This is a genomic window from Alteromonas marina (assembly GCF_000808575.1).
Lineage (GTDB): Bacteria > Pseudomonadota > Gammaproteobacteria > Enterobacterales > Alteromonadaceae > Alteromonas > Alteromonas marina_A.
Genome location: NZ_JWLW01000013.1, coordinates 1 through 19,342 on the forward strand (window position 1 = coordinate 1; position 19,342 = coordinate 19,342).

At 45.0% G+C, this 19,342-nt stretch carries 15 protein-coding genes and 1 pseudogene; 5 read left to right on the forward strand and 11 right to left on the reverse strand.

Annotation, left to right across the window (positions count from 1 at the left end; all coding sequences use genetic code 11):
* The 3 genes and pseudogenes from RJ41_RS19350 to RJ41_RS19250 all read right to left on the reverse strand — a co-directional run.
* Nucleotides 1–342: pseudogene (locus tag RJ41_RS19350) on the reverse strand (IS4 family transposase); the annotation flags it as partial.
* Between the two features lie 856 nt (nucleotides 343–1,198).
* Complete coding sequence (locus tag RJ41_RS19245; RefSeq protein ID WP_052235434.1) at nucleotides 1,199–1,456, reverse strand: hypothetical protein; 258 nt, start codon at nucleotides 1,454–1,456, stop codon at nucleotides 1,199–1,201.
* Nucleotides 1,457–1,498: 42 nt separating this feature from the next.
* Nucleotides 1,499–1,636 (reverse strand): hypothetical protein, encoded by a 138-nt coding sequence (locus RJ41_RS19250; RefSeq protein WP_205622710.1) that lies wholly within the window; start codon nucleotides 1,634–1,636, stop codon nucleotides 1,499–1,501.
* A gap of 426 nt (nucleotides 1,637–2,062) precedes the next feature.
* Between RJ41_RS19250 and RJ41_RS08120 the strand changes: the two genes are divergently transcribed.
* From RJ41_RS08120 to RJ41_RS08130, 3 genes are all read left to right on the forward strand, one after another.
* A complete protein-coding gene (locus RJ41_RS08120) occupies nucleotides 2,063–3,025 on the forward strand; it encodes a choice-of-anchor A family protein (RefSeq protein ID WP_039219239.1) in 963 nt (320 codons plus the stop codon).
* A gap of 3 nt (nucleotides 3,026–3,028) precedes the next feature.
* Nucleotides 3,029–5,851, forward strand: a complete 2,823-nt coding sequence (locus RJ41_RS08125; RefSeq protein ID WP_039219241.1) for a tetratricopeptide repeat protein — start codon at nucleotides 3,029–3,031, stop codon at nucleotides 5,849–5,851.
* Nucleotides 5,852–6,573: 722 nt separating this feature from the next.
* Nucleotides 6,574–8,049 (forward strand): catalase, encoded by a 1,476-nt coding sequence (locus RJ41_RS08130; protein ID WP_039219242.1) that lies wholly within the window; start codon nucleotides 6,574–6,576, stop codon nucleotides 8,047–8,049.
* Between the two features lie 48 nt (nucleotides 8,050–8,097).
* Here the strand turns inward: RJ41_RS08130 and RJ41_RS08135 are convergent, their stop codons facing one another.
* Nucleotides 8,098–8,676, reverse strand: a complete 579-nt coding sequence (locus RJ41_RS08135) for a TetR/AcrR family transcriptional regulator (protein WP_039219244.1) — start codon at nucleotides 8,674–8,676, stop codon at nucleotides 8,098–8,100.
* A gap of 124 nt (nucleotides 8,677–8,800) precedes the next feature.
* Here RJ41_RS08135 and RJ41_RS08140 point away from each other — a divergent pair, with 124 nt between their 5' ends.
* Both RJ41_RS08140 and RJ41_RS08145 read left to right on the forward strand, forming a co-directional pair.
* Nucleotides 8,801–10,216: an NAD(P)-binding protein gene (locus RJ41_RS08140; protein ID WP_039219246.1), complete on the forward strand. Its 1,416-nt coding sequence runs from the start codon at nucleotides 8,801–8,803 to the stop codon at nucleotides 10,214–10,216.
* 16 nt (nucleotides 10,217–10,232) lie between these two features.
* Complete coding sequence (locus RJ41_RS08145; protein WP_039219247.1) at nucleotides 10,233–11,345, forward strand: DUF2855 family protein; 1,113 nt, start codon at nucleotides 10,233–10,235, stop codon at nucleotides 11,343–11,345.
* Between the two features lie 66 nt (nucleotides 11,346–11,411).
* Here RJ41_RS08145 and RJ41_RS08150 read toward each other — a convergent pair whose 3' ends face one another.
* The 7 genes from RJ41_RS08150 to argC form a co-directional block, all read right to left on the reverse strand.
* Entirely contained in the window at nucleotides 11,412–12,308 is an 897-nt protein-coding gene (locus RJ41_RS08150) for an alpha/beta hydrolase family protein (protein WP_052235435.1), read from the reverse strand.
* Between the two features lie 173 nt (nucleotides 12,309–12,481).
* Nucleotides 12,482–13,792 (reverse strand): amino-acid N-acetyltransferase, encoded by a 1,311-nt coding sequence (argA, locus tag RJ41_RS08155; RefSeq protein ID WP_039219249.1) that lies wholly within the window; start codon nucleotides 13,790–13,792, stop codon nucleotides 12,482–12,484.
* Between the two features lie 18 nt (nucleotides 13,793–13,810).
* The gene (gene argH / locus RJ41_RS08160; protein WP_014948049.1) at nucleotides 13,811–15,193 is read right to left on the reverse strand and encodes an argininosuccinate lyase; all 1,383 of its coding nucleotides are present in this window, start codon (nucleotides 15,191–15,193) and stop codon (nucleotides 13,811–13,813) included.
* 53 nt (nucleotides 15,194–15,246) lie between these two features.
* On the reverse strand, nucleotides 15,247–16,458 hold the full coding sequence (locus RJ41_RS08165; RefSeq protein WP_039219251.1) for an argininosuccinate synthase: 1,212 nt from the start codon (nucleotides 16,456–16,458) through the stop codon (nucleotides 15,247–15,249).
* A gap of 37 nt (nucleotides 16,459–16,495) precedes the next feature.
* Nucleotides 16,496–17,407 carry an ornithine carbamoyltransferase gene (locus tag RJ41_RS08170; RefSeq protein ID WP_039219253.1) on the reverse strand — a complete coding sequence of 304 codons (912 nt, stop codon included), beginning with the start codon at nucleotides 17,405–17,407 and terminating at the stop codon, nucleotides 16,496–16,498.
* A complete protein-coding gene (argB, locus tag RJ41_RS08175; protein WP_039219255.1) occupies nucleotides 17,404–18,249 on the reverse strand; it encodes an acetylglutamate kinase in 846 nt (281 codons plus the stop codon). The genes RJ41_RS08170 and argB overlap by 4 nt, the downstream gene beginning before the upstream one ends.
* A complete protein-coding gene (argC, locus tag RJ41_RS08180; RefSeq protein ID WP_039219257.1) occupies nucleotides 18,246–19,259 on the reverse strand; it encodes an N-acetyl-gamma-glutamyl-phosphate reductase in 1,014 nt (337 codons plus the stop codon). The genes argB and argC overlap by 4 nt, the downstream gene beginning before the upstream one ends.
* Between the last annotated feature and the right edge of the window lie 83 nt (nucleotides 19,260–19,342).

Consider the following 19,342-nt stretch of genomic DNA (forward strand, 5'->3'; position numbering starts at 1 on the left):
GGTCCAGGCCCCGTCGACTATGGAGCTGTACCATTTGAGTGCAGTTTTCCACTGTCGCATAGTGAATCTTATTCGGCAAGCAACAGCTCTCAGACCGAGATAGTGGAATGACAGCACGCTTCTGGTGTCGGTATTAGCTTGGAAGCGCCGATGTTTATTCGAAGAGACGACTACCATACCCAATAAGATAGCAACCAGTGACGCTAACGTCGTCAGCAATACCAGGATTGTTAGACGCTGCTTTTTCACGCTTTTATTTTGCTCATAGCCAAGCCCGAACTTTGTACTTTTCATGTCTCTAAAGCCTTCTTCAGCTTGTATTCGTTGCCTGTAAATGGCCACTACTTGTTTCGATAAGCTTCGGTGAGACGCCAGTGATGTGGCTAATAGCCAGGGGGCTTTTGCTCCTTGCGCATGGACTTTTGAGCGTGACGTCCTTTAGATTTCTGTTTAAATAGAACTAGCGAGCAGGCAAAGGGATTATTTTTTACTATTTGGTTGTTATCAAAACGCTTCGGTCGACAGGTTACTTTAGCATAGATGTGGTGAATACACTGCCGTGTATCTCCTCTATCAAGCGAATAAAGATGTGGCTTACGGATACGTCTAACAATGTCTCATCCTAGCGCCCTAACTGCTCTGAACTAAGGCGATTTATATCCTGCGTCGGTGACGATAATGGGCTTACAGTGAGAAGATAATATGGCGTGTAACGCCTTTAAAAGTACCTTGTGTGTAGCAGGTTTATCTTTGGTCTTGTTGTAATGCACTTCTTGATAAAGTGTGACGGGCCGACCTTTTAAAGATATTGCCGCAGAAAAGTTGACATATAGATGCATAGATGAGCGGTGTTTCACTGAATAAATGCGGGTTTGAAAGCAAGCGGTCGGCACGTTTAATCCGGTGTTTTTCAAAGGCTTTAGTCTTAATTCCTCGACCTATGCTGGTTACGGTTGCAGCGCTTCCGTTGAGCAGGCTCTTAACGCACGCCGTGACTGCATTTAGACGAGTTTTATGCGTATTGTAGCTGACAAGAGATACGACATTTTCACAATAGATGGGGCATTCATGGCTGTTTGGTCTAAGTGAAGTTTGGCGATTGATCTGATTAGCAAACGTTATGAATGTTCCTATCTTTTTTATCTCACTGATATCGTGATTTTATTTGTGGAAATACCTCAGACTCTGCCCCCAATTTTTAAAATTCAAAATTGCCTACACGACCTTGCCAGCGTTCGGTGGGTACTGCCGGCCAGTTTTTCGTATATACAGGCTTTTCATGCAGGCAGTGTAATACTTCAAGTTTTGGTGGTTCTGCCATACTGTAAGTTAGACGCTCTGAGACAATCGCGCTTTCTTCACAGCCCTGCTCAAAAAATACAAAGCCGCAATAATTTCCTCTTTCGGTAATGGTAATGAGCGAAACAAATTCTTTGCTGTCGGATATTTTTCTCATGCAGGTAAATGCCTGTCTATACGCTTAATTAGAAGCCCTTGTTCAGCCAGGAATACCCATAAAAGTTAGCTCGTTGTTCTTGCTCTTAATGCGCCAAAGTGTTTCAAAGGTCTTCCAAGACGCAAAGTTAATGATGCACAACATTGTAAAACCGGTAATGATTATGAGTGGCTTTGTCATTATGCAAGCCCTTAGTATTTGACGGACTGTTGTTTCTTTATTTACGGATAAAAGCTAACGCTAGACCTTTATTGCAAAAAAGTAATCTACAGAAGTGAGGATGTGCCGCGGCCTTAAGGAGCCCTAGTGCTGAATTCATAGCTGGAGAGGCGTAATACTAGTGTCTCTTCTTTATTTCAACTGCAACTAAAGTTGCAGTTTTAGGCGCAAGACCGTCAAGAAAATATACAAAAAAGGCGTGTTAAATACATGTAAATAACTGAAGTGTATGAGTTTATTGGGGTTTTAAAGTTGGTGTGATTTTTGCTTTTTAGTGGCCAAGAATGGTAGGTTAACAGAACCATTTTCATTTCCGAGTAATTTAGGCTGCGTCCTTAAAGGGCTTGCGCTTTTTTTAGTTTCGCTAACACGTTGGGTAGTCGTTTTATGCGTTTTGCACTTTTTTTTGTTTTTTGCGTTGTTCAATTCACCGCCGTAGCGGCTGAAACCGCCAGCACGAGTAAAACGACATCGAATGTGCTCGGCACTTATAATCTTATTTTGCTAGAAGATTACAACTTCCAAGGTGGAGATGTTGAAGGGCAGGCATTTATTGGCGGAAATTTAAACGCTCAAGGACGCACTGCTGAGTTTGGGAGTCGGTTAGCCAATACCGACACAGCTATTGATGCGGTGACAATTGTAGGTGATGTCAACGCGAATGGTATTCGGGTGCTTAGAGACAATAACCTTGTCTACGGCGGAGCCTTAAATGCATCGACGGTTGAATTGAACGACGGTAATGATGGCGAGGCTATTTATAACCCCGATGTGTCTATTACTGACATTGCCAATTCTTTATATGCAGATACCGCTTACTACGCAAGCCTTACAGAAAATGGCACATACAGCAACGGCTCGTTCAATTATTTGGGTACTGATGAAGTTGCTGTTTTCAACGTTTCAGCCAGCGAAGTTTTTGCCCAAAACAGTTCATTAAATTTAATTGCAGGCAGTGCTGAAACTATCATTATTAATGTGTCAGCGAGTGACTTGCAAGGCAAGGACATTGTTATTGGCGGTGGCGTAAACAGTACGGGTGATTTCACCCAACAGAGTTACTTCTCTAATGTTCTGTGGAATTTCTATGATGCTGAAAGTATTGATTTTAATAACCTGAACGTAAAAGGGTCTGTACTTGCACCTTTTGCAGATACCACAGGTGGCTCATCATTTGATGGCTCCTTTGCCGCGCAATCGTACACTGGTGCTCGAGAGTTTCACAATTTTGTATTTAACTATGAACGTGAAGCGAGTGTTGTAGAAGTTCCAGCGCCCCACTCAAGCTTGTTCTTGATTCTTATCGCCAGTATATTGATGGTTACACGCAGGCTTAAAGTAACTCGGTAAATAATGAGACAACGAATTTGTGTAAGTATTTTTAGTTTCATACTTACACTTTCATTCCCGGCATTCGCCAATGCAAAGCAAAAAAATACTGCGAGTGCCGATTATGAATCTGCCATTGTTAGTTATGAAACCAAAGCATTCAAAGAAGCATTTATCCATATAAAAAATGTACTTCAAGCTAACCCTGATTATCTTCCTGCCCACCTACTCTTAGGTAATCTTTATTTCGAAACTGGTTTATGGGAAGAAGCCCATAACACCTATTTACACGCCTATGAAAAAGGTGCTGATCCTAATTTAGTGTTTCCTAATTGGTCGAGAGTTTTGGTGCGCCTGCGAAAGTCAGAGCAAATATTAGCCATAGACGTATCTGCCGGCTTATCTAAGGCTAATTTGGCACAATGGCGCGCCACTCGCGCTGAAGCGTGCCTGATTGAATCTAGACGGCTATGTGCCCAAAAGGAATATAATGAATTGCTTACCCAATTACCAGATCATCCCCTGGGATTAAACGGTTTGGCCTTGTTGGCCATTGAGGATGGTCAATATAAACAGGCCGATGCCCTGCTTCAACGCTCGCTTGCTGAGGACGACAGTCAAGCCTTAACATGGTGGGCGCTTGGTCGTCTTGCAAGTGCAAGAGGTGATGTGCTGCTGTCACAGCGTTATTTCAACAAGGCCTATCTTATTTCACCTAATAACGCGAAGATTGCACGCAGTCTTATTGATGCTTATGTGGCTGTAGCTGATTTGGACGCAGCGCTCTTAGTCACCGAAGATTTGTTATTGGAAACAGAAGACGATTTATACGTCATGTTTGTGAATAGTTGGCTAACTAGCCAAATAGATGCCTTATCTAATATTCGCCCTCAACTCGAGCAAATCGATCAGCGATTATCTACCGTGCCAGAAGAAATGATGATAGCGGAACCATCCTTGTTCTATTTGCGGGGTATGGTGGCCTTGATGCAAACCAATTTTGAACAAGCAAGAGATAGCTTTGATCTATTTACCACCTACAGCGAACCAGACCTACAAACCGCGATTTTGCTAGCCACCACCAATATGGCGTTGGGTGATAAAAAAGCCGCCATGTTAGGGCTACAAAACCACGAGCCGGAATTGATAGAACAGCACCTTGAGCAGGCAATTTTGCTAGGAAGTTTGTATTTAGAAAACGCCCGTAACTTTAAAGCAGTAAGATTATTATCTTCCTTAAATGAGTTGTATTCCGATAATGTGGACGTTGCCTTATTTGCAGTACGAGTAGAATTCTCGCGAGGTAAGTATAAAGAAGCTGCAGAACAATTAAATAGCTTACTTGATCAGTACCCAACTAATCGGCAAGTGTTAGTGGCCTACGCGCTTTATTTTCTCGATATTGGCGAAACCCAAAAAGCCGCGAAAGCCATTTCAACATTAAGAGCGCAGTTTGCTGACGATATTGCGATTAAAAATATGTACGCTGCTCAACTGCTGATTGAAAAAAAATACGCAGAGGCTGAAGTTATATTATCCGAAGTACTGTCTCAGGCGCCTGATCTTTTTGCCGCGAGATACAATCAAGCGACAATGCTAATTAACAAAGGATTGTTAGACGACGCTGAAGCTATTTTACTTGCGCTTGAAAATGAAAAAGGTAATCACCTTCAAGTTGTGTTTCAGTTGGCGAATATTGATATGCGGCGAGGCGATTTTGAATCTGCCGATAGACGGTATAAATACCTTTTGCAAAAATTTGGGCCAATAGGAAAAATCACCTTTTCTGCTGTAGCAGCAATGAATCAGCTCCGTGATTATCGAAGTGCCATTGCCGTTTTACGTAAATTAGAAGTGAAAGAACCAGGCAACCCCTTGGCTTTAGTGCAACTGGCTACGTTTTACATCAAAGCAAATGATGTAGAAAATGCAAAATCCACACTCCTAAAACTAGAGTTAATATTTGATAGGCCAGTAAACGTACTGGTAAGCGAATCGCAAAATTGGTTGGCATTGGGGAATAAAGATAAAGCGTTGAACAGCATGGATAGAGCCCGTTTATCGCAACCAGAAAACCTAAATTTACAGCTTCAGTGGGTGAAGCTTTTATTAGCATTAAATAAAGTTGAACGTGCAGAGTCTAGCCTATCAGCATTAATAAAAAGTTACCCGAATGAGCCGCAGGTGTTATTCAAATTTGGTGAATTAGCCCAGAAAAAAGGTAGTTTCACTCAAGCGATGACATTTTATCAAAAGGTGCTGAATGAAGATGAAACCTTCGATTTAGCCTTTGCCAAACTGTATGCGCTAAGTGTCAAAACAGGTGATTTTTCGGCCTTGATTAAGCGTTTAACTGCGACAGTAGAGCAGGAGCCAGAAAGGTATTTCACCCGTAATTTACTGGCGCAATATCACTATTATTATGGCGATGCTAACACCGCAATTAATCACTATCTTTATATGTTAGAGGTAGCACCAGAAGCAAACCGGTTTGCATTATATAATCGATTAGCGGAGCTTCATTTACTCATAAATAACGAAAAGAGCTTACACTTTGCTGAGCAAGCTTACCGATTACAACCCAAAGACTCCGATGTGCTGCACACTTATGGTTGGGCGCTAACCATTAATGGCCAACCACAGGCCTCGCTGCCCCTACTTCGAGAAGCGTCAGTGCGAAATGCTACATCTTTGTCACTACAATATCACCTTGCCTATACCTTGGTAGAATTAGAAAACTACTCAGAAGCGAAACGCATTTTAAGTCGCTTAGTCAAGTCATCAACGCCTTTTGAAGAACGAGAAAAAGCAAACGCACTGTTGTCTCGCATGGAACAAGCACGCTAGCTTTCCACAAGCTGTACAAAAAACTGAAAGGTTTGGGGCCAGATGTACTGATATTTTTGTGAGAAAAGAACTTCACATGACCTATTTCTTTCCCCTTAAAATTGCTAGGGTGAAGCATCTTTATTTGTGTGCTGAAGTTAGGAAATATACGCACTACATCCTATACATTTTTTAAAGTTGGCAATGGCATCATCAGCGCGAGTAGCCATTTTGATGGTAGTGTAATGTCATCGTAAAAATGGGTGTGAATGTCTTATTGGAACACAGTTTCGACATTGCCATTACACCATCGCTGCTATTGTTTGACTATTTACTTAGGTTGGGGCGCGCCCATGCGAATCCACTGTGAGTTGGTATGCCCAAGGAGCAAGCTACTGAGTGGTATAAACACCTTCGTAAAAAGGTACGCTCTGAATAATAGCGCCCACTTTTTCCAGCCACACTAAGCTTGCTTATACATGCCCTGCAATACGAAGCCCCCGATAGTTAAATAATAAATGTCAAACCTGCCATCTAGTAACAAGCGCTTCATCGTGATTTGAAATCACGATTAGTACTATCTATTTTGTTCGCTTTAATTGTTTATGTGAATCAGCGATTATCTTTTTAAACGAAAAAGGTGATTAACAAAACGTTGTTAATTGCGCACGTAGTGCCCAGATTTAGCGAGACTATTAGTAAAGCTGAAAAGTGGGCGAGAAATGAATTAGAAGGAATTCGCAATGAGTAAGTGTCCATTTTCAGGTAAAGCTGTAAATCCCACCACGTTAACATCTAGCAATGGTGCGCCCGTTGCTGATGACAATCAAAGTCGAACTGCAGGACCACGTGGCCCCGTTACTTTCGACAACCACTATTTGTTCGAGAAGCTTGCGCACTTTAACCGCGAGCGAATTCCAGAGCGCGTAGTTCACGCTAGAGGTAGTGCATCATATGGTACTTTTACGCTAACTAAAAGTTTGTCTGATTATACGATTGCTGACTTCTTGCAAAAAGAAGGGCAAAAAACCGACGTATTTTTGCGCTTTTCTACTGTAGGTGGTGGTCAGGATTCAAGTGACTATGCCCGTGATCCTCGTGGTTTCTCAGTGAAGTTTTATACCGAACAGGGAAACTGGGACATGGTAGGAAATAATACTCCGGTATTCTTCTTACGAGATGGCATCAAGTTTCCTGACTTTATCCACAGCCAGAAAAAGAACCCACGCACTAACTTGCCTGACCCGCAAGCTGTCTATGAGTTTTGGGCGAACAATCCACAGTCGCTACATCAATCGACAATCTTGATGTCTGATCGCGGTATTCCACTTTCATATCGCCATGTGAATGGCTATAGCTCTCATACGTTGAGTTTCTGGAATAACGCAGGCGAACGCTATTGGGTGAAATGGCACTTTAAAACTAACCAAGGTATTAAAACGCTAACTAGCGAAGAAGCGGCAAAGATGCCTGCTTATGGCGCTCAGCAAGACTTGGTCGAAAGTATTGATAATGGTGATTTTCCATCGTGGACAGTGAACGTGCAGATTATGACCGAAGAGGAAGCACGTAATTATCGTATCAATCCGTTTGATCTTACCAAGGTATGGCCACACAGCGACTTCCCATTAATTGAAGTAGGACAGTTGGAGCTAAACCGCAATGTTGATAACTACTTTGCAGAAACTGAGCAAGCCGCGTTCGCGCCGAGCAATTTGGTACCGGGTATTGGTGCGTCGCCAGACAGAATGCTTCAAGCGCGACTAATTGCATATCAAGATGCTCACAGATACCGTATTGGAGCCAACTACAATCAGATACCGGTAAATGCCCCACGTTGTCCGGTACACAACTATCAGCGAGATGGCGCTTTTGCAGGGGTTAACCCAGCACTTGCAGGAAGTGGAGCTAACTTCTATCCAAACAATCGTGCTCGCCTTGGTGAGCCTGCTGAAATACCAGAGGTACAAGAGCCACCGATGCCTTTAGAGCAAGATGCATGGTTAGATATTTATGATAACCGTGATGAAGATAACTACTCGCAGGCAGGTGACTTGTACCGCATCATGAGTGAAGATCAAAAGCAGCAGTTAGTGAACAATATTGCTGACGGCCTAAGCCAAGCAACGCAAGACGTGCAAGAAGCGATGTTCGTGCAATATGACTTAGCAGATAGCGACTACGGTGCTCGTGTTAGAGAGGCGGTAGCCAGCAAATAGAGCAAATGGGGTCAGAGTACTTTATTAAAATGTACTCTGACCCTTTTTTTACTGGGTAGCAACAAGGGCGTAAACGTGCAAGCGAATGGCTTGAAGTGCGCGTTCTTTCCAATTGTTCCAAGTAATACGGTTGCTAATTTCGTGCTGATTCAACGTAATATAACCATGATTTAGCGCCCATACCTGCATAGCTACATCTTGCTTTTCTTCAACAGACAGGTCTTTTTTAATTAACGCAGCGGTAAGTTTAGTTAGCGTGATAAAGGCTTTTTCACCTGCCTCGATAGCTTCATCTGATGGCGTATAGTCTTTCAAATTAGAAGCAAAAATTAGTCGATAATGGGCCGCATGAGTTTCTGAAAACGTTAAAATACGCTCGCAGCCATTAATCACTTTTTCTGCCGCAGTATTGCCGTCGGCTGCCAACATTTCACGCTCTACTAGTTCGAAACCTTCGATGTAGAGCGCATCTAAAATACCCTGCTTACCTTTGAAGTGGCTATAGATGCCAATCGTTGACATACCTGCACCGTCAGCAATGGCGCGCACGCTAAGTGCATTCGTTCCGCCTTTCAAAAACAGCGCTGAGGCAGCGTCTAAGATCTTTTGTCGCGTATCTTTTTTCATTTACACATCATTTACATGTTGCGCAATATAACATCGTTATGTAAAGTGGTTTTATAACGACGTTATATCTCTTGGTTTAACACTTAACCTGCCTGCCCGCAGGTTATTCATAAGGACACTATATATGAAAACTGAGCAATTAACCTGCGATTATTTAATTGTTGGTGCTGGCGCGGTGGGGATGGCTTTTACTGATGTACTACTTCACGAAACTAATGCTAACATTTTGATTGTAGATAAAAATGCGAAGCCCGGAGGGCATTGGAACTACGCTTATCCCTTCGTTACTCTTCACCAGCCGTCAGCTTTTTATGGCGTGTGTTCAAAAGAGTTAAATCGTGGCGTTATTGATAAAACAGGATTGAATGAAGGCTTAATGGGATTAGCCTCAGGCCAAGAAGTGAGTGCGTATTTCGATGCCGTAATGAACGAAACCTTTTTACCTTCAAACCGTGTGCAGTATTACCCGCTTTGCGAGTACAAAGGAAATAAGCAGTTTGTTTCAACCTTAAGTGGCAAGCACTACAACGTCACCGTGAACAAGAAAATTGTTGATGCCACTTATTTAAATACTAATATTCCGCTTACCCATACCCCAAGCTTTACCCGCGACGACGACGTTGCCTTTACGCCAGTTAATACCGTTGTTGAAAATATCAAAGGCTTTGACAACTATGTGGTTGTCGGTGGGGGTAAAACGGGTATTGATACCTGCCTATGGCTGCTTGAAAATCACGTCGCCCCGCATAATATCCACTGGGTAGTATCGCGAGATGCATGGTTACTGAACCGGAAGAATACGCAGCCCTTGAATGACTTCTTCTTTGATTCTATTGGGGCACAAGCAAACCAAATGGAAGCTATCGCTGCGTCAAGTTCCATCGAGGATATGTTCGACAAATTGGAAGAGCGGGGCGTTTTACTGCGTATTGATAAAAAAGTAAGACCCAGTATGTTTCACGGGGCAACGGTGAGCGAATTAGAGCTTAAAGCCTTACAAACGCTGCCATCTGTCGTTAGACAAGGTCGTGTTAAACATATCAGCCGCGAAGAACTGTGTTTTGAAAGCACAACATGGAAGATGCCAGATAACGCGTTGGTTATTGACTGCTCAGCTTCTGCACTGACTAACCTAGAGATGAAAGCGGTGTTCGATGGCGACACCATCACCCCTCAAACAGTGCGCGCCTATCAACCTGTTTTTAGTGCTGCACTTATTGCCCACGTTGAGGCTGCTTACAGCGATGAACGACAAAAGCAAATGCTGACACAAGTGGTTCCGCTGCCTAATCGCGACATCGATTGGTTGCCAATGACCGCAGCCATGTTACGAAATATGCAAATTTGGGGTGAAGACACAGCGCTTAAAGCGTGGATCTACCACTGTCGATTAGATGGCTTTTCAAAAATAGTACACGGCGTGGCAAAAGACGATATGCAAAAAATGCAGGTGTTAGGGCGATTGAAAGAGGCAGCGGCACCGGCCATGCAAAAGCTGATGACTTATATACAAGGCTTAAAAGCGAGCGGACAACTTTAATAGGTTAAAAATAACGATGAAACAGTTTCAAATAGATAAAACGAACCCAAACTGCTTTCGAATAATGCAAGCAGAAGGTAGCCCCGATAACGCGCGAATAGAGGGTACTGATAACACAAAAAGCCTAGTAATCAAAATTGAAAGGTTCGCGTTTACTGCCAATAACCTCACCTACTATATGGTGGGTGACAAGCTTGGTTATTGGCAGTTTTTTCCACCGATTAACACCAGCAGTAATGAAAATTGGGGTGTTATTCCAGTATGGGGCGTGGGTCAAGTAATTAGCTCTAACAACGATGCGGTAGGAGTAGGAAGTCGTTTCCTTGGTTATTTCCCGCCCGCTGAATATTTGGTTATGGCTAACACTACGGTGACAAACAACAATTTAATAGACTGTAGCCCTCATCGTTTGAAGTTGCCCCAAGGGTATAATGTCTACCGACCACTTCCTTCACTAGCGGCCCACGCTGACGCTGAAATAAGCACTAAGCAGCACGAGCAAGAAAACTTTCAGATGTTGCTGTGGCCGCTTTACGCCACGTCTTTCTGTTTGTCAGAAGTAATCGAATCCATACCCGCTTCAGCGCGAGAACAGTTGCTGGTGCTAAGTGCTTCAAGTAAAACCAGTTTAGGGCTTGCTTTTGCGTTAAAAGAAGCTGATATTAGCGCGATAGGCGTCACGTCAGATAAGCGTGTCGCACCCCTCAAAGGGTTAGATGTTTACAGCGCTGTTATTAGTTATGAACAGCTGGACATGTTGCAACTGAAAGGCACCGTTGTGGTCGACATGTCAGGTAATGCTCAGGTCAAAGCATCAATCAAGCATAGACTTGGTGCGCACCTAACCAGATACATCAACGTTGGGCTTACTCACTGGCAGGACATTGAGCTATCAAGCGATGAGGAGTTTTTCTTTGCTCCTGCTCATATACAGCAGCGTATGTCTGAGATTGGGGCTGCTGAGTACCAAAAGTTAAGTAGCGGGTTTGTAGCAAAAGCCATTGCATGGAGCGCAGGTTGGTTGAACGTTGAAGAACGTGAAGGGTTGAGCGCGTTACAAGATGACTTTAGCGAACATCAACAAGGCCACATTCCTTCAAATGAAGGAAGAATATACACACTTGCTTAGCGTGTAACCAGAGCGCCCATATTGAGTTCGAGCGCTTTGATCAAAAGCGCTCGTTCGAAGGTAATATCAGACGTATTGATTAAAGTAATCGGTGACTTTAGGCCATAGATGTTGACATTTCCGTGAGAAAAACTTCATGTGACCGATTTCTTTTACGTTGTAGGCCTGTGGATCTAGCTCCTCAACTTCTGCTTCCATGTTGGGGAAAACGCTGATCATATCGTGAACGTTGTGAATATTAGCAATGTCGTCGTCGTTGGCGAGTAACCACTTAGAAGGTATCTGAATGGTGTCGTAGTGGTGCTGGTTTACATCACTGCCGAACCCTGTTTTTACGTATCCTTTCCCGTTACACCATTTTTGCCACTGGCGCGCCACTTTTTTAGGCAGTGGCTCTCCCATGCCTACCCACTGAGACTTCGTATGGCCAAACAATAAATTACTCATGGGAATATAGAAATTCATAAAGAAATGCGCTTTAAGCAAATAGCTTTTACGCATATTTCGTAGGCTACCTGATGAACTGCCAAAATTACAAAAAGCAGTGAGGTCATGTACGTTGTGCATTAAACCCAGTAGCTGACCTCCCGCACTATGACCAACAAGAAAATAGGGCACATTGGGGAAGTGAATCTTTAGTGTCTCGAGCACCGCTGGCATATCTTGCTCGCCCCAGGTTACGAGTGAAGCGTCACTTTGTTTAACACTGTCCTTTACCGACCCGCCAATGCCACGGTTATCGAACGTGATAACGCCAAACCCTTGCTCACTCAAGTAAGTGGCAAATGCGCTATAGAATTGGCGTTTTATACCTGTTGCGGGGCCAATCATGACTCCTGCTTTAGCAGGGCGGACAGGAGAGTAAAGGGAAGCGGCAAGCGGTGTACTATCAGCACAAGTAACAGTGATATCTTTAACACTCGTACTTTTTAGGGGGTCGTGTTGCTTTGTTTTGCTCGACATTGAAGATCTCGAAAACTCATCTGGTCTAACCAGTAAACCTTCTGCACCAATAAAATGCAATATCCTGACTATTTATTTTGCTGATAGTTAGTGCTGAGTGATAAGTGACGCGCAAATGCCACTGCTTAGCTGGGATGGTAAGCCATAGCATTCGCGCTAAAACGAGAGATTTCCTACACCGCCAACGTAAATACCTTAGAATTACGCTGGAAGTTATATAGCTCTTTCTTCACGGCAGGTAGCGCACTTATGTCAGCAGGTTCAAACCCTTGCTCTAAAAACCAGTGTGCGGTAACTGTGGTCAGTACAAAAATGCTGTTAATACCGGCTTCTTTAGCACGGGCGCGCACTTCATCTAAAATCCGTTCGCCACGGTTTTTGCCGCGATAGTCCTGGTGAGTCGCCACACATGCTAACTCGGCACAACCGTCTTCGGGGTATAAATACAAGGCTGCACAGGCGATGATCATGCCGTCGCGCACTATCACTATAAACTGGTTTATTTCATTTTCTAAACGTTCACGAGAGCGTTTCACTAACACGCCGCTTTCTTCTAGCGGTTTTATCAGCTTTAAGATACCGCCCACATCTTCGATGGTCGCTGCACGCAGCTGTTCGTAATGATGCTCCATTACGAGCGAGCCTGTACCGTCGCGAGTAAACAGCTCTTGAAGTAATGCGCCGTCTTTTTCAAAGCTGATGCAGTGAGCTCGGGGCACACCGGCAGCTACGCTGGTGGTAAGAGCGCTTAACACCGTATCTTCGGTGGTAATGTCGCCTGCCATGATCAACTGCTCTAGTTGAGGGCGTTCAATGGTGCGAAGTAAACGACCTTCACGGTTATATACGCCATCAAAGTTCGAAAATACGATAAGTTTGTCCGCTTTAAGGGCTATAGCTGCCTGCGTAGCTACATCTTCGTGCGACAAGTTAAACACTTCTCCCGTTGATGAATAGCCCATAGGCGATAGCAGCACAATCGAACCATCGTTTAAATGATCATTAATGCCTGTGGTATCAATACGACGCACTAAACCGGTGTTTTCAAAATCAACACCGCCTCGCACGCCCATTGGCTTGGCAACCACAAGGTTGCCCGAGCACACGCGTATTTGCGAGCCGTGCATAGGTGAGTTTGGTAGCCCCATAGTCAGTAGGGCTTCTACCTGAGAGCGTACCGAGCCAGCGGCATCTTTAACGCACTCAAGGGTTTGTTTGTCGGTAATGCGTACACCGCTTTCAAAGCGACCTTCGATGTTGCGAAGGGCTACGCGCTGATCAATCTGCGGGCGGGCACCGTGCACTACGACCACGCGCACGCCCAAGCTATTAAGCAGGGCAATGTCGTGAATAATATTTGGGAAATTAGGATGTTCGATGGCTTCGCCACCGAACATCAAAACGAAGGTCTTTCCCTGGTGAGCATTAATATAGGGCAGTGAACTGCGAAACAGTTTTATGCCGTCATGATGCGCTAATACCATCTAAGCAGTTCCTTGTCGCTACCCTTGCTTATCCAAGTCTTCCAGCTCTTGATACAGTGCTTTCGTCACGGTTTCTTTGCTGGTGCCGCCCAAGATATTGCGTTGATTCACGCCGTACTCTAGCTGTAGTACCGGGTATACGTCGTCTTCAATTTTGTCGCAAATAGCCTGCATGTCGCTAAGTGGTAAATCTTCAATAGCGCAGCCTTTATCGATGGCTTGAAGCACAACGCGCCCTGCAATATCGTGGCCTGTTCTAAACGGCACACCTTTACCTACCAGATAATCGGCAAGCTCAGTGGCGTTAGAGAACCCTTGGGTTGCTGCAACGCGACAGCGCTCTTCGTTTAGCTGCAGTGAGTCAAGCACTTCACTGGCAATGCATAAACAAATATGCCACTGATTAACCGTATCGATAGCGCCTTCTTTGTCTTCTTGCATGTCTTTGTTGTAGGCAAGAGGAAGGCCTTTCATGGTAACTAGCAGGGCCTGCAATGAGCCAAACACACGGCCACATTTGCCGCGCATTAATTCAAGCGCATCAGGGTTTTTCTTCTGCGGCATAAGCGATGAACCAGAGGTTACGCTATCGCCAAGCTGTAAGAATCCTGCTTCGCCAGAGTTATAAAAAATCATATCTTCGGCAAGACGTGACAAGTGCATCATGCTAGTGCTGGCTACAAATAAAAGCTCTAGCACAAAGTCTCTGTCCGATACAGCATCAAGGCTGTTTAGGCATGGAGAATCAAAGCCCAGCTCTTCAGCAATGGCATGACGGTCTACAGGGAAAGTCGTGCCTGCCAATGCGCCAGAGCCTAGAGGGCACTGATTCATGCGAACTTTTAAGTCGTCTAAACGGCTTAAGTCACGCTTTAGCATTTCAACGTAAGCCAAGCACCAGTGTGCAAAGTGAATCGGCTGTGCACGCTGTAAGTGGGTGTAACCTGGGATGATCGCTTCTTGATGACGGCTAGCGGCATTAAGAAGCGACTTTATTACACCTAAAACATCAGCGCGAAGTGAGGCAATATGTTCACGTACCCACAAGCGAAAGTCGGTGGCAACCTGATCGTTTCGGCTACGCCCAGTATGAAGTTTACGACCAATGTCACCAAGCTTTTCAATAAGCGCAGCTTCAACAAAGCTGTGAATGTCTTCTTCGCTAGATGCGTTAAAGTCTAATTCACCTGCATCAGCTTTCGCTTTTAACTCGCTCAATGCAGACTCAAGCTGGGCTTGTTCGTCAACGGTCAATACGCCTGCTTTTTGCAGCGCACGCGACCAGCTGATAGAGCCTTGAATATCTTGGCTTGCCATAACTTGGTCAAACGGCAGCGAGTCGTTAACCTGTTTAAACATACTACTTGCACCGGATTCAAACCGGCCACCCCACAACGCCATGTGATGCTCCTTAAATGCTGTTCTGACTTAAGCTTTACTATTGTAGGTAAAGCTTATTGTTCACCTTGTTTTTTCAGTGCTTCGATACGACTTGAAAGGCTGAACAGGCGGATAAAGCCTTCAGCGTGCTTCTGGTCGTAAACATCATCAGCACCAAAGGTGGCAAAGTCTTCAGAGTAAAGACTATTAGGTGAACGACGCTGTGTTACCGTAGCTTGGCCTTTGTATAGCTTAACCACGATATCGCCTGTTACTTTCTTCGCAAAAGAAGCAGCACCAGCAAGTAGCGCGTCGTTAAGGGCGGTGAACCAACGGCCGTCGTACATCACGTGTGAGAACTCAAGGCCAATTTGCTCACGGTATTTAAGCGCAGCCTTATCTAGCACCATAGTTTCTAGGGCTTTATACGCTTTAAGCAGTACGGTGCCTCCTGGCGTTTCATAACAGCCACGTGACTTCATACCAACAAGGCGGTTTTCAACAATGTCGATACGTCCAACGCCATGCGCCGCAGCTACAGTATTAAGTTTAACTAGCGCTTGATAAGGCGATAGTGCTTCACCATCAACGTGGGTAAGTTTACCTTCGTTGAACGACAGGGTTACACGCTCAGGTGTGTCTGGTGCATCTTCAGGGTCAACGGTCATGGTCCACACTTGCTTGGTAGGCTCTTGCCATGGATCTTCAAGCTCGCCACCTTCGTGTGAAATGTGCCATGCGTTTGCATCGCGGCTGTAAATTTTTGTTGCTGACGCCGTGGTTGGAATATTGCGCTCTGCTAGATAAGCCAATAGGTCTTCACGGCTTACCATGTCCCACTCACGCCATGGCGCAATAACCGTAAGGTCTGGGGCTAGAGCAGCAAAGGTACTTTCAAAGCGTACCTGGTCGTTACCTTTACCCGTACAGCCGTGGCATAGTGCGTCGGCACCTACTTTACGGGCAATCTCTACTTGCGCTTTGGCGATCACAGGGCGTGCCATTGACGTACCCAGTAGATATTCACCTTCGTAAACCGCACCGGTAGTGATAGTTGGGAAGATATATTCGCTTACGAACTCTTCTTTCAAATCAACAATGTGGCATTCGCTTGCGCCAGATGCGATAGCTTTTTCATGAAGGCCTTCTAGTTCTTCATCACCTTGACCCACATCTGCTGCAAACGCGACAACTTCACAGCCATAGTTTTCTTTAAGCCATGGAATGATGGCTGATGTATCAAGCCCGCCTGAATAGGCCAGCACGATTTTTTTAACTTTTTGCATCTAAATAATCCTTCTAAGCGTCTTTTTAGGCGTCTTTTTAAGCGTTAAGTAATTGAGTAAGAATGGCGTTTTGGCCATGCATTCTATTTTCGGCTTGCTGCATTAATAGCGATTTATCGCTATCAATCAACGAGCCCGTAATTTCTAAATCGCGATGGGCAGGTTGGCAGTGCATAACGTAGCTAGCACCGGTTGCTTCCATCAACGCTTCGTTCACCTGATAAGGCATGAACTTTTCTTTAATCACTTCAAGTGGCGTCTCGTCACCCATTGAAAGCCATGTATCTGCATAGATAACGTCTGCACCGTTAGCAGCACTAAGCTCTGTGCTTTCAACAATCGATACACCCGTTTTCTCGGCAATTGCTTTGGCTTGCGCCACAATTTCAGGTGCCGCTTCGTGCCCCTCTGGCGTAACTACGACTTGGTTGCATCCTAAAAGCGCACCAACAATTAATAGTGAGTGAGTTACATTGTTGCCGTCGCCCACATAAGCCATGGTAAGACCTTCGGTTTTGCCGAAGCGTTCAAACATAGTGAGGTAGTCGGCAAGACCTTGGCACGGGTGGTACTTATCGCACAATGCATTGATAACAGGCACGTTTGCAGCCTTAGAAAAGGTTTCTAGCGTCTCGTGAGAAAACACGCGAGCGACAATGGCGTCAGCCCAGCAGGCTAGGTTGGCCGCAGTGTCTACCGCGTCTTCACGGCCGGCTAATTTGCCCGACTGTGCATCTAAGTACACCATATGACCCCCAAGCTTATTAATACCGATATCAAAGCTTACGCGGGTTCGCAAAGACGGCTTTTCAAACAGGGCAACAATTGATTTCCCCGCTAGCACGTTGCTGTAACTTGCTGGGGCTTGTTTAATTTCTACAGCCAATTGCAGCAAGTTTTTCATTGCGTCGGGTGTCCAGTCTGCAAAGGTGAGTAGGTCCTGTTTCATTGTACTTCTCCGGCATTGCCTTTTGTAAAGTCTGTGTGGGGTAAGTCAGCGTTTGTTGACGGTGTATTTGTCAACGCTGCGGGCAAAATTTGTGTACCCGTTTTTTTATTTAAGATGTCGTTGATGTCGGCGGCCCAACTCGCGATGTAAACCGCGCGGCCTAAATTTTCCGCGGACGCCAGTGCCGCATCCACTTTTACTTTCATTCCGTCAGTGATCACGCCTTCATCTGCGTACTTCGATATGCTTGCAGCGTTAAGTTCGCTAATTAGCAATTTGTTACCGTCAAGTACACCGTCAACATTGGAAAGAAGTAAAAGCTCAGCATTAAGAAGTTCGGCGATGACCGTAGCCGCTTGGTCGGCATTGACATTTAGCAGTCGACCTTGTGGGCTTGAGCCAATAGAGCTAATGACAGGAAGTGTAGACTGCGCCAAAACGTTTTTTAAAAACGAAGCGTCTGCCGTTGATGGCACGCCCACGGCGCCGTATTGGTCAGCTAGTGGCTCGCATACCACCATATTGCCGTCTAACAACGACAAACCAACAGGGGTTAAGCCTGAAGCCAAAGCCGCTGCGCATAGCTGCTTATTGGCAGAGCCTGCAAGCGCTCCGCAGATGTAAGGCATATGTTCATCGGGCGTAACCCGAAGGCCATCAATTTTTGTGCTTTGAAGACCAAGACTCGCCATTAGCGTTTCCACTAATGGTCCGCCTCCGTGAACCACTACAACGGGGCGTGTGGCCTGCACGTTTTTTACGCTTAGAAATAAACGTGTCATTGCGGCGGTATCGTCGAGTAATGCACCGCCAACTTTAATTACAATTGGTGAAACACTCATAGTACTAACCCTGTCTCTACTGGCTGTTTCGTCATTATGTTTAGGCACTGTATAGCTTGAGAAGCAGCGCCTTTCATTACGTTATCTATTGCCGCTGTTACTACAGCGTATCCAGATGTTTCGTCCAGCTTCCAGTGAAGATCAACAAATGGAGTATGAGCAACGTCGTCAATTTTTGGAAAACTCTTGCGCAAACGCACAATGGGTTTATCAGCATAGGCGTCAGTGTACGCTTGTTCAAGTTGCGCGCTGGTGGTACCAGCTTTTACCTTAACGGTTACCGTAGCCAATATCCCACGTTTAAAATTACCTAAGTGCGGCGTAAAGATAACAGGCGTCCCCAAGTAGGCTTCAATTTCAGGGGTATGACGATGACCTAACACGCCGTATGCCTGAAGGCTCACTTCAAAGAAGCTGGTGGTTAGGCTAGCTTTCCTGCCTGCACCCGACACACCGGAAACAGCGTTAATTACAGGGCGTACGCTTTCATCTAGTAAATTATTGTGAGCAAGAGGTTTAAGTGCACTAAGGCTCGCAGTGGGATAGCAACCCGGCACAGCGATAACGTCGGCAGAGGCAATTTGAGCTTCATGCCACTCGGCAAGGCCGTAAACAGCTTGAGACAAGCTTTGCTCTTGCGTATGTGGAAAGCCGTAAAACTGTTCAAAAACGTCGGTATCTTTAAGTCTGAAGGCCCCCGATAAATCGAGCACTTTTGCTTTGCCTGAGGACAAGATAGGCATCCAGTCGTGGCTTGCTTCGTGAGGTGTGGCAAGAAAGATAAAATCGACACCGTCAGCCATTTCTTTTAAAGCAGCTTCTGAGATAGGCGTGAGCGTAGCATTAACGTGAGCCAAGTTGCCGTGAAGTTGTGCAATATTTTTACCCGCGTCGCTACTTTTCTCAGATACATAAGTACCCGCCAACACTAGTTTAGGATGTTGAATTACCAACTGAACAAGTTGTGCCCCTGTGTAACCACTGGCACCAATAATTGAAACGCTATACATAATTTAAAAATTCAATAAAAGGAGAAAAAAATCACTTTTTACCTTTGTAAACTGGTTGGGCGTAAATCCTTGCCTAACCGCGA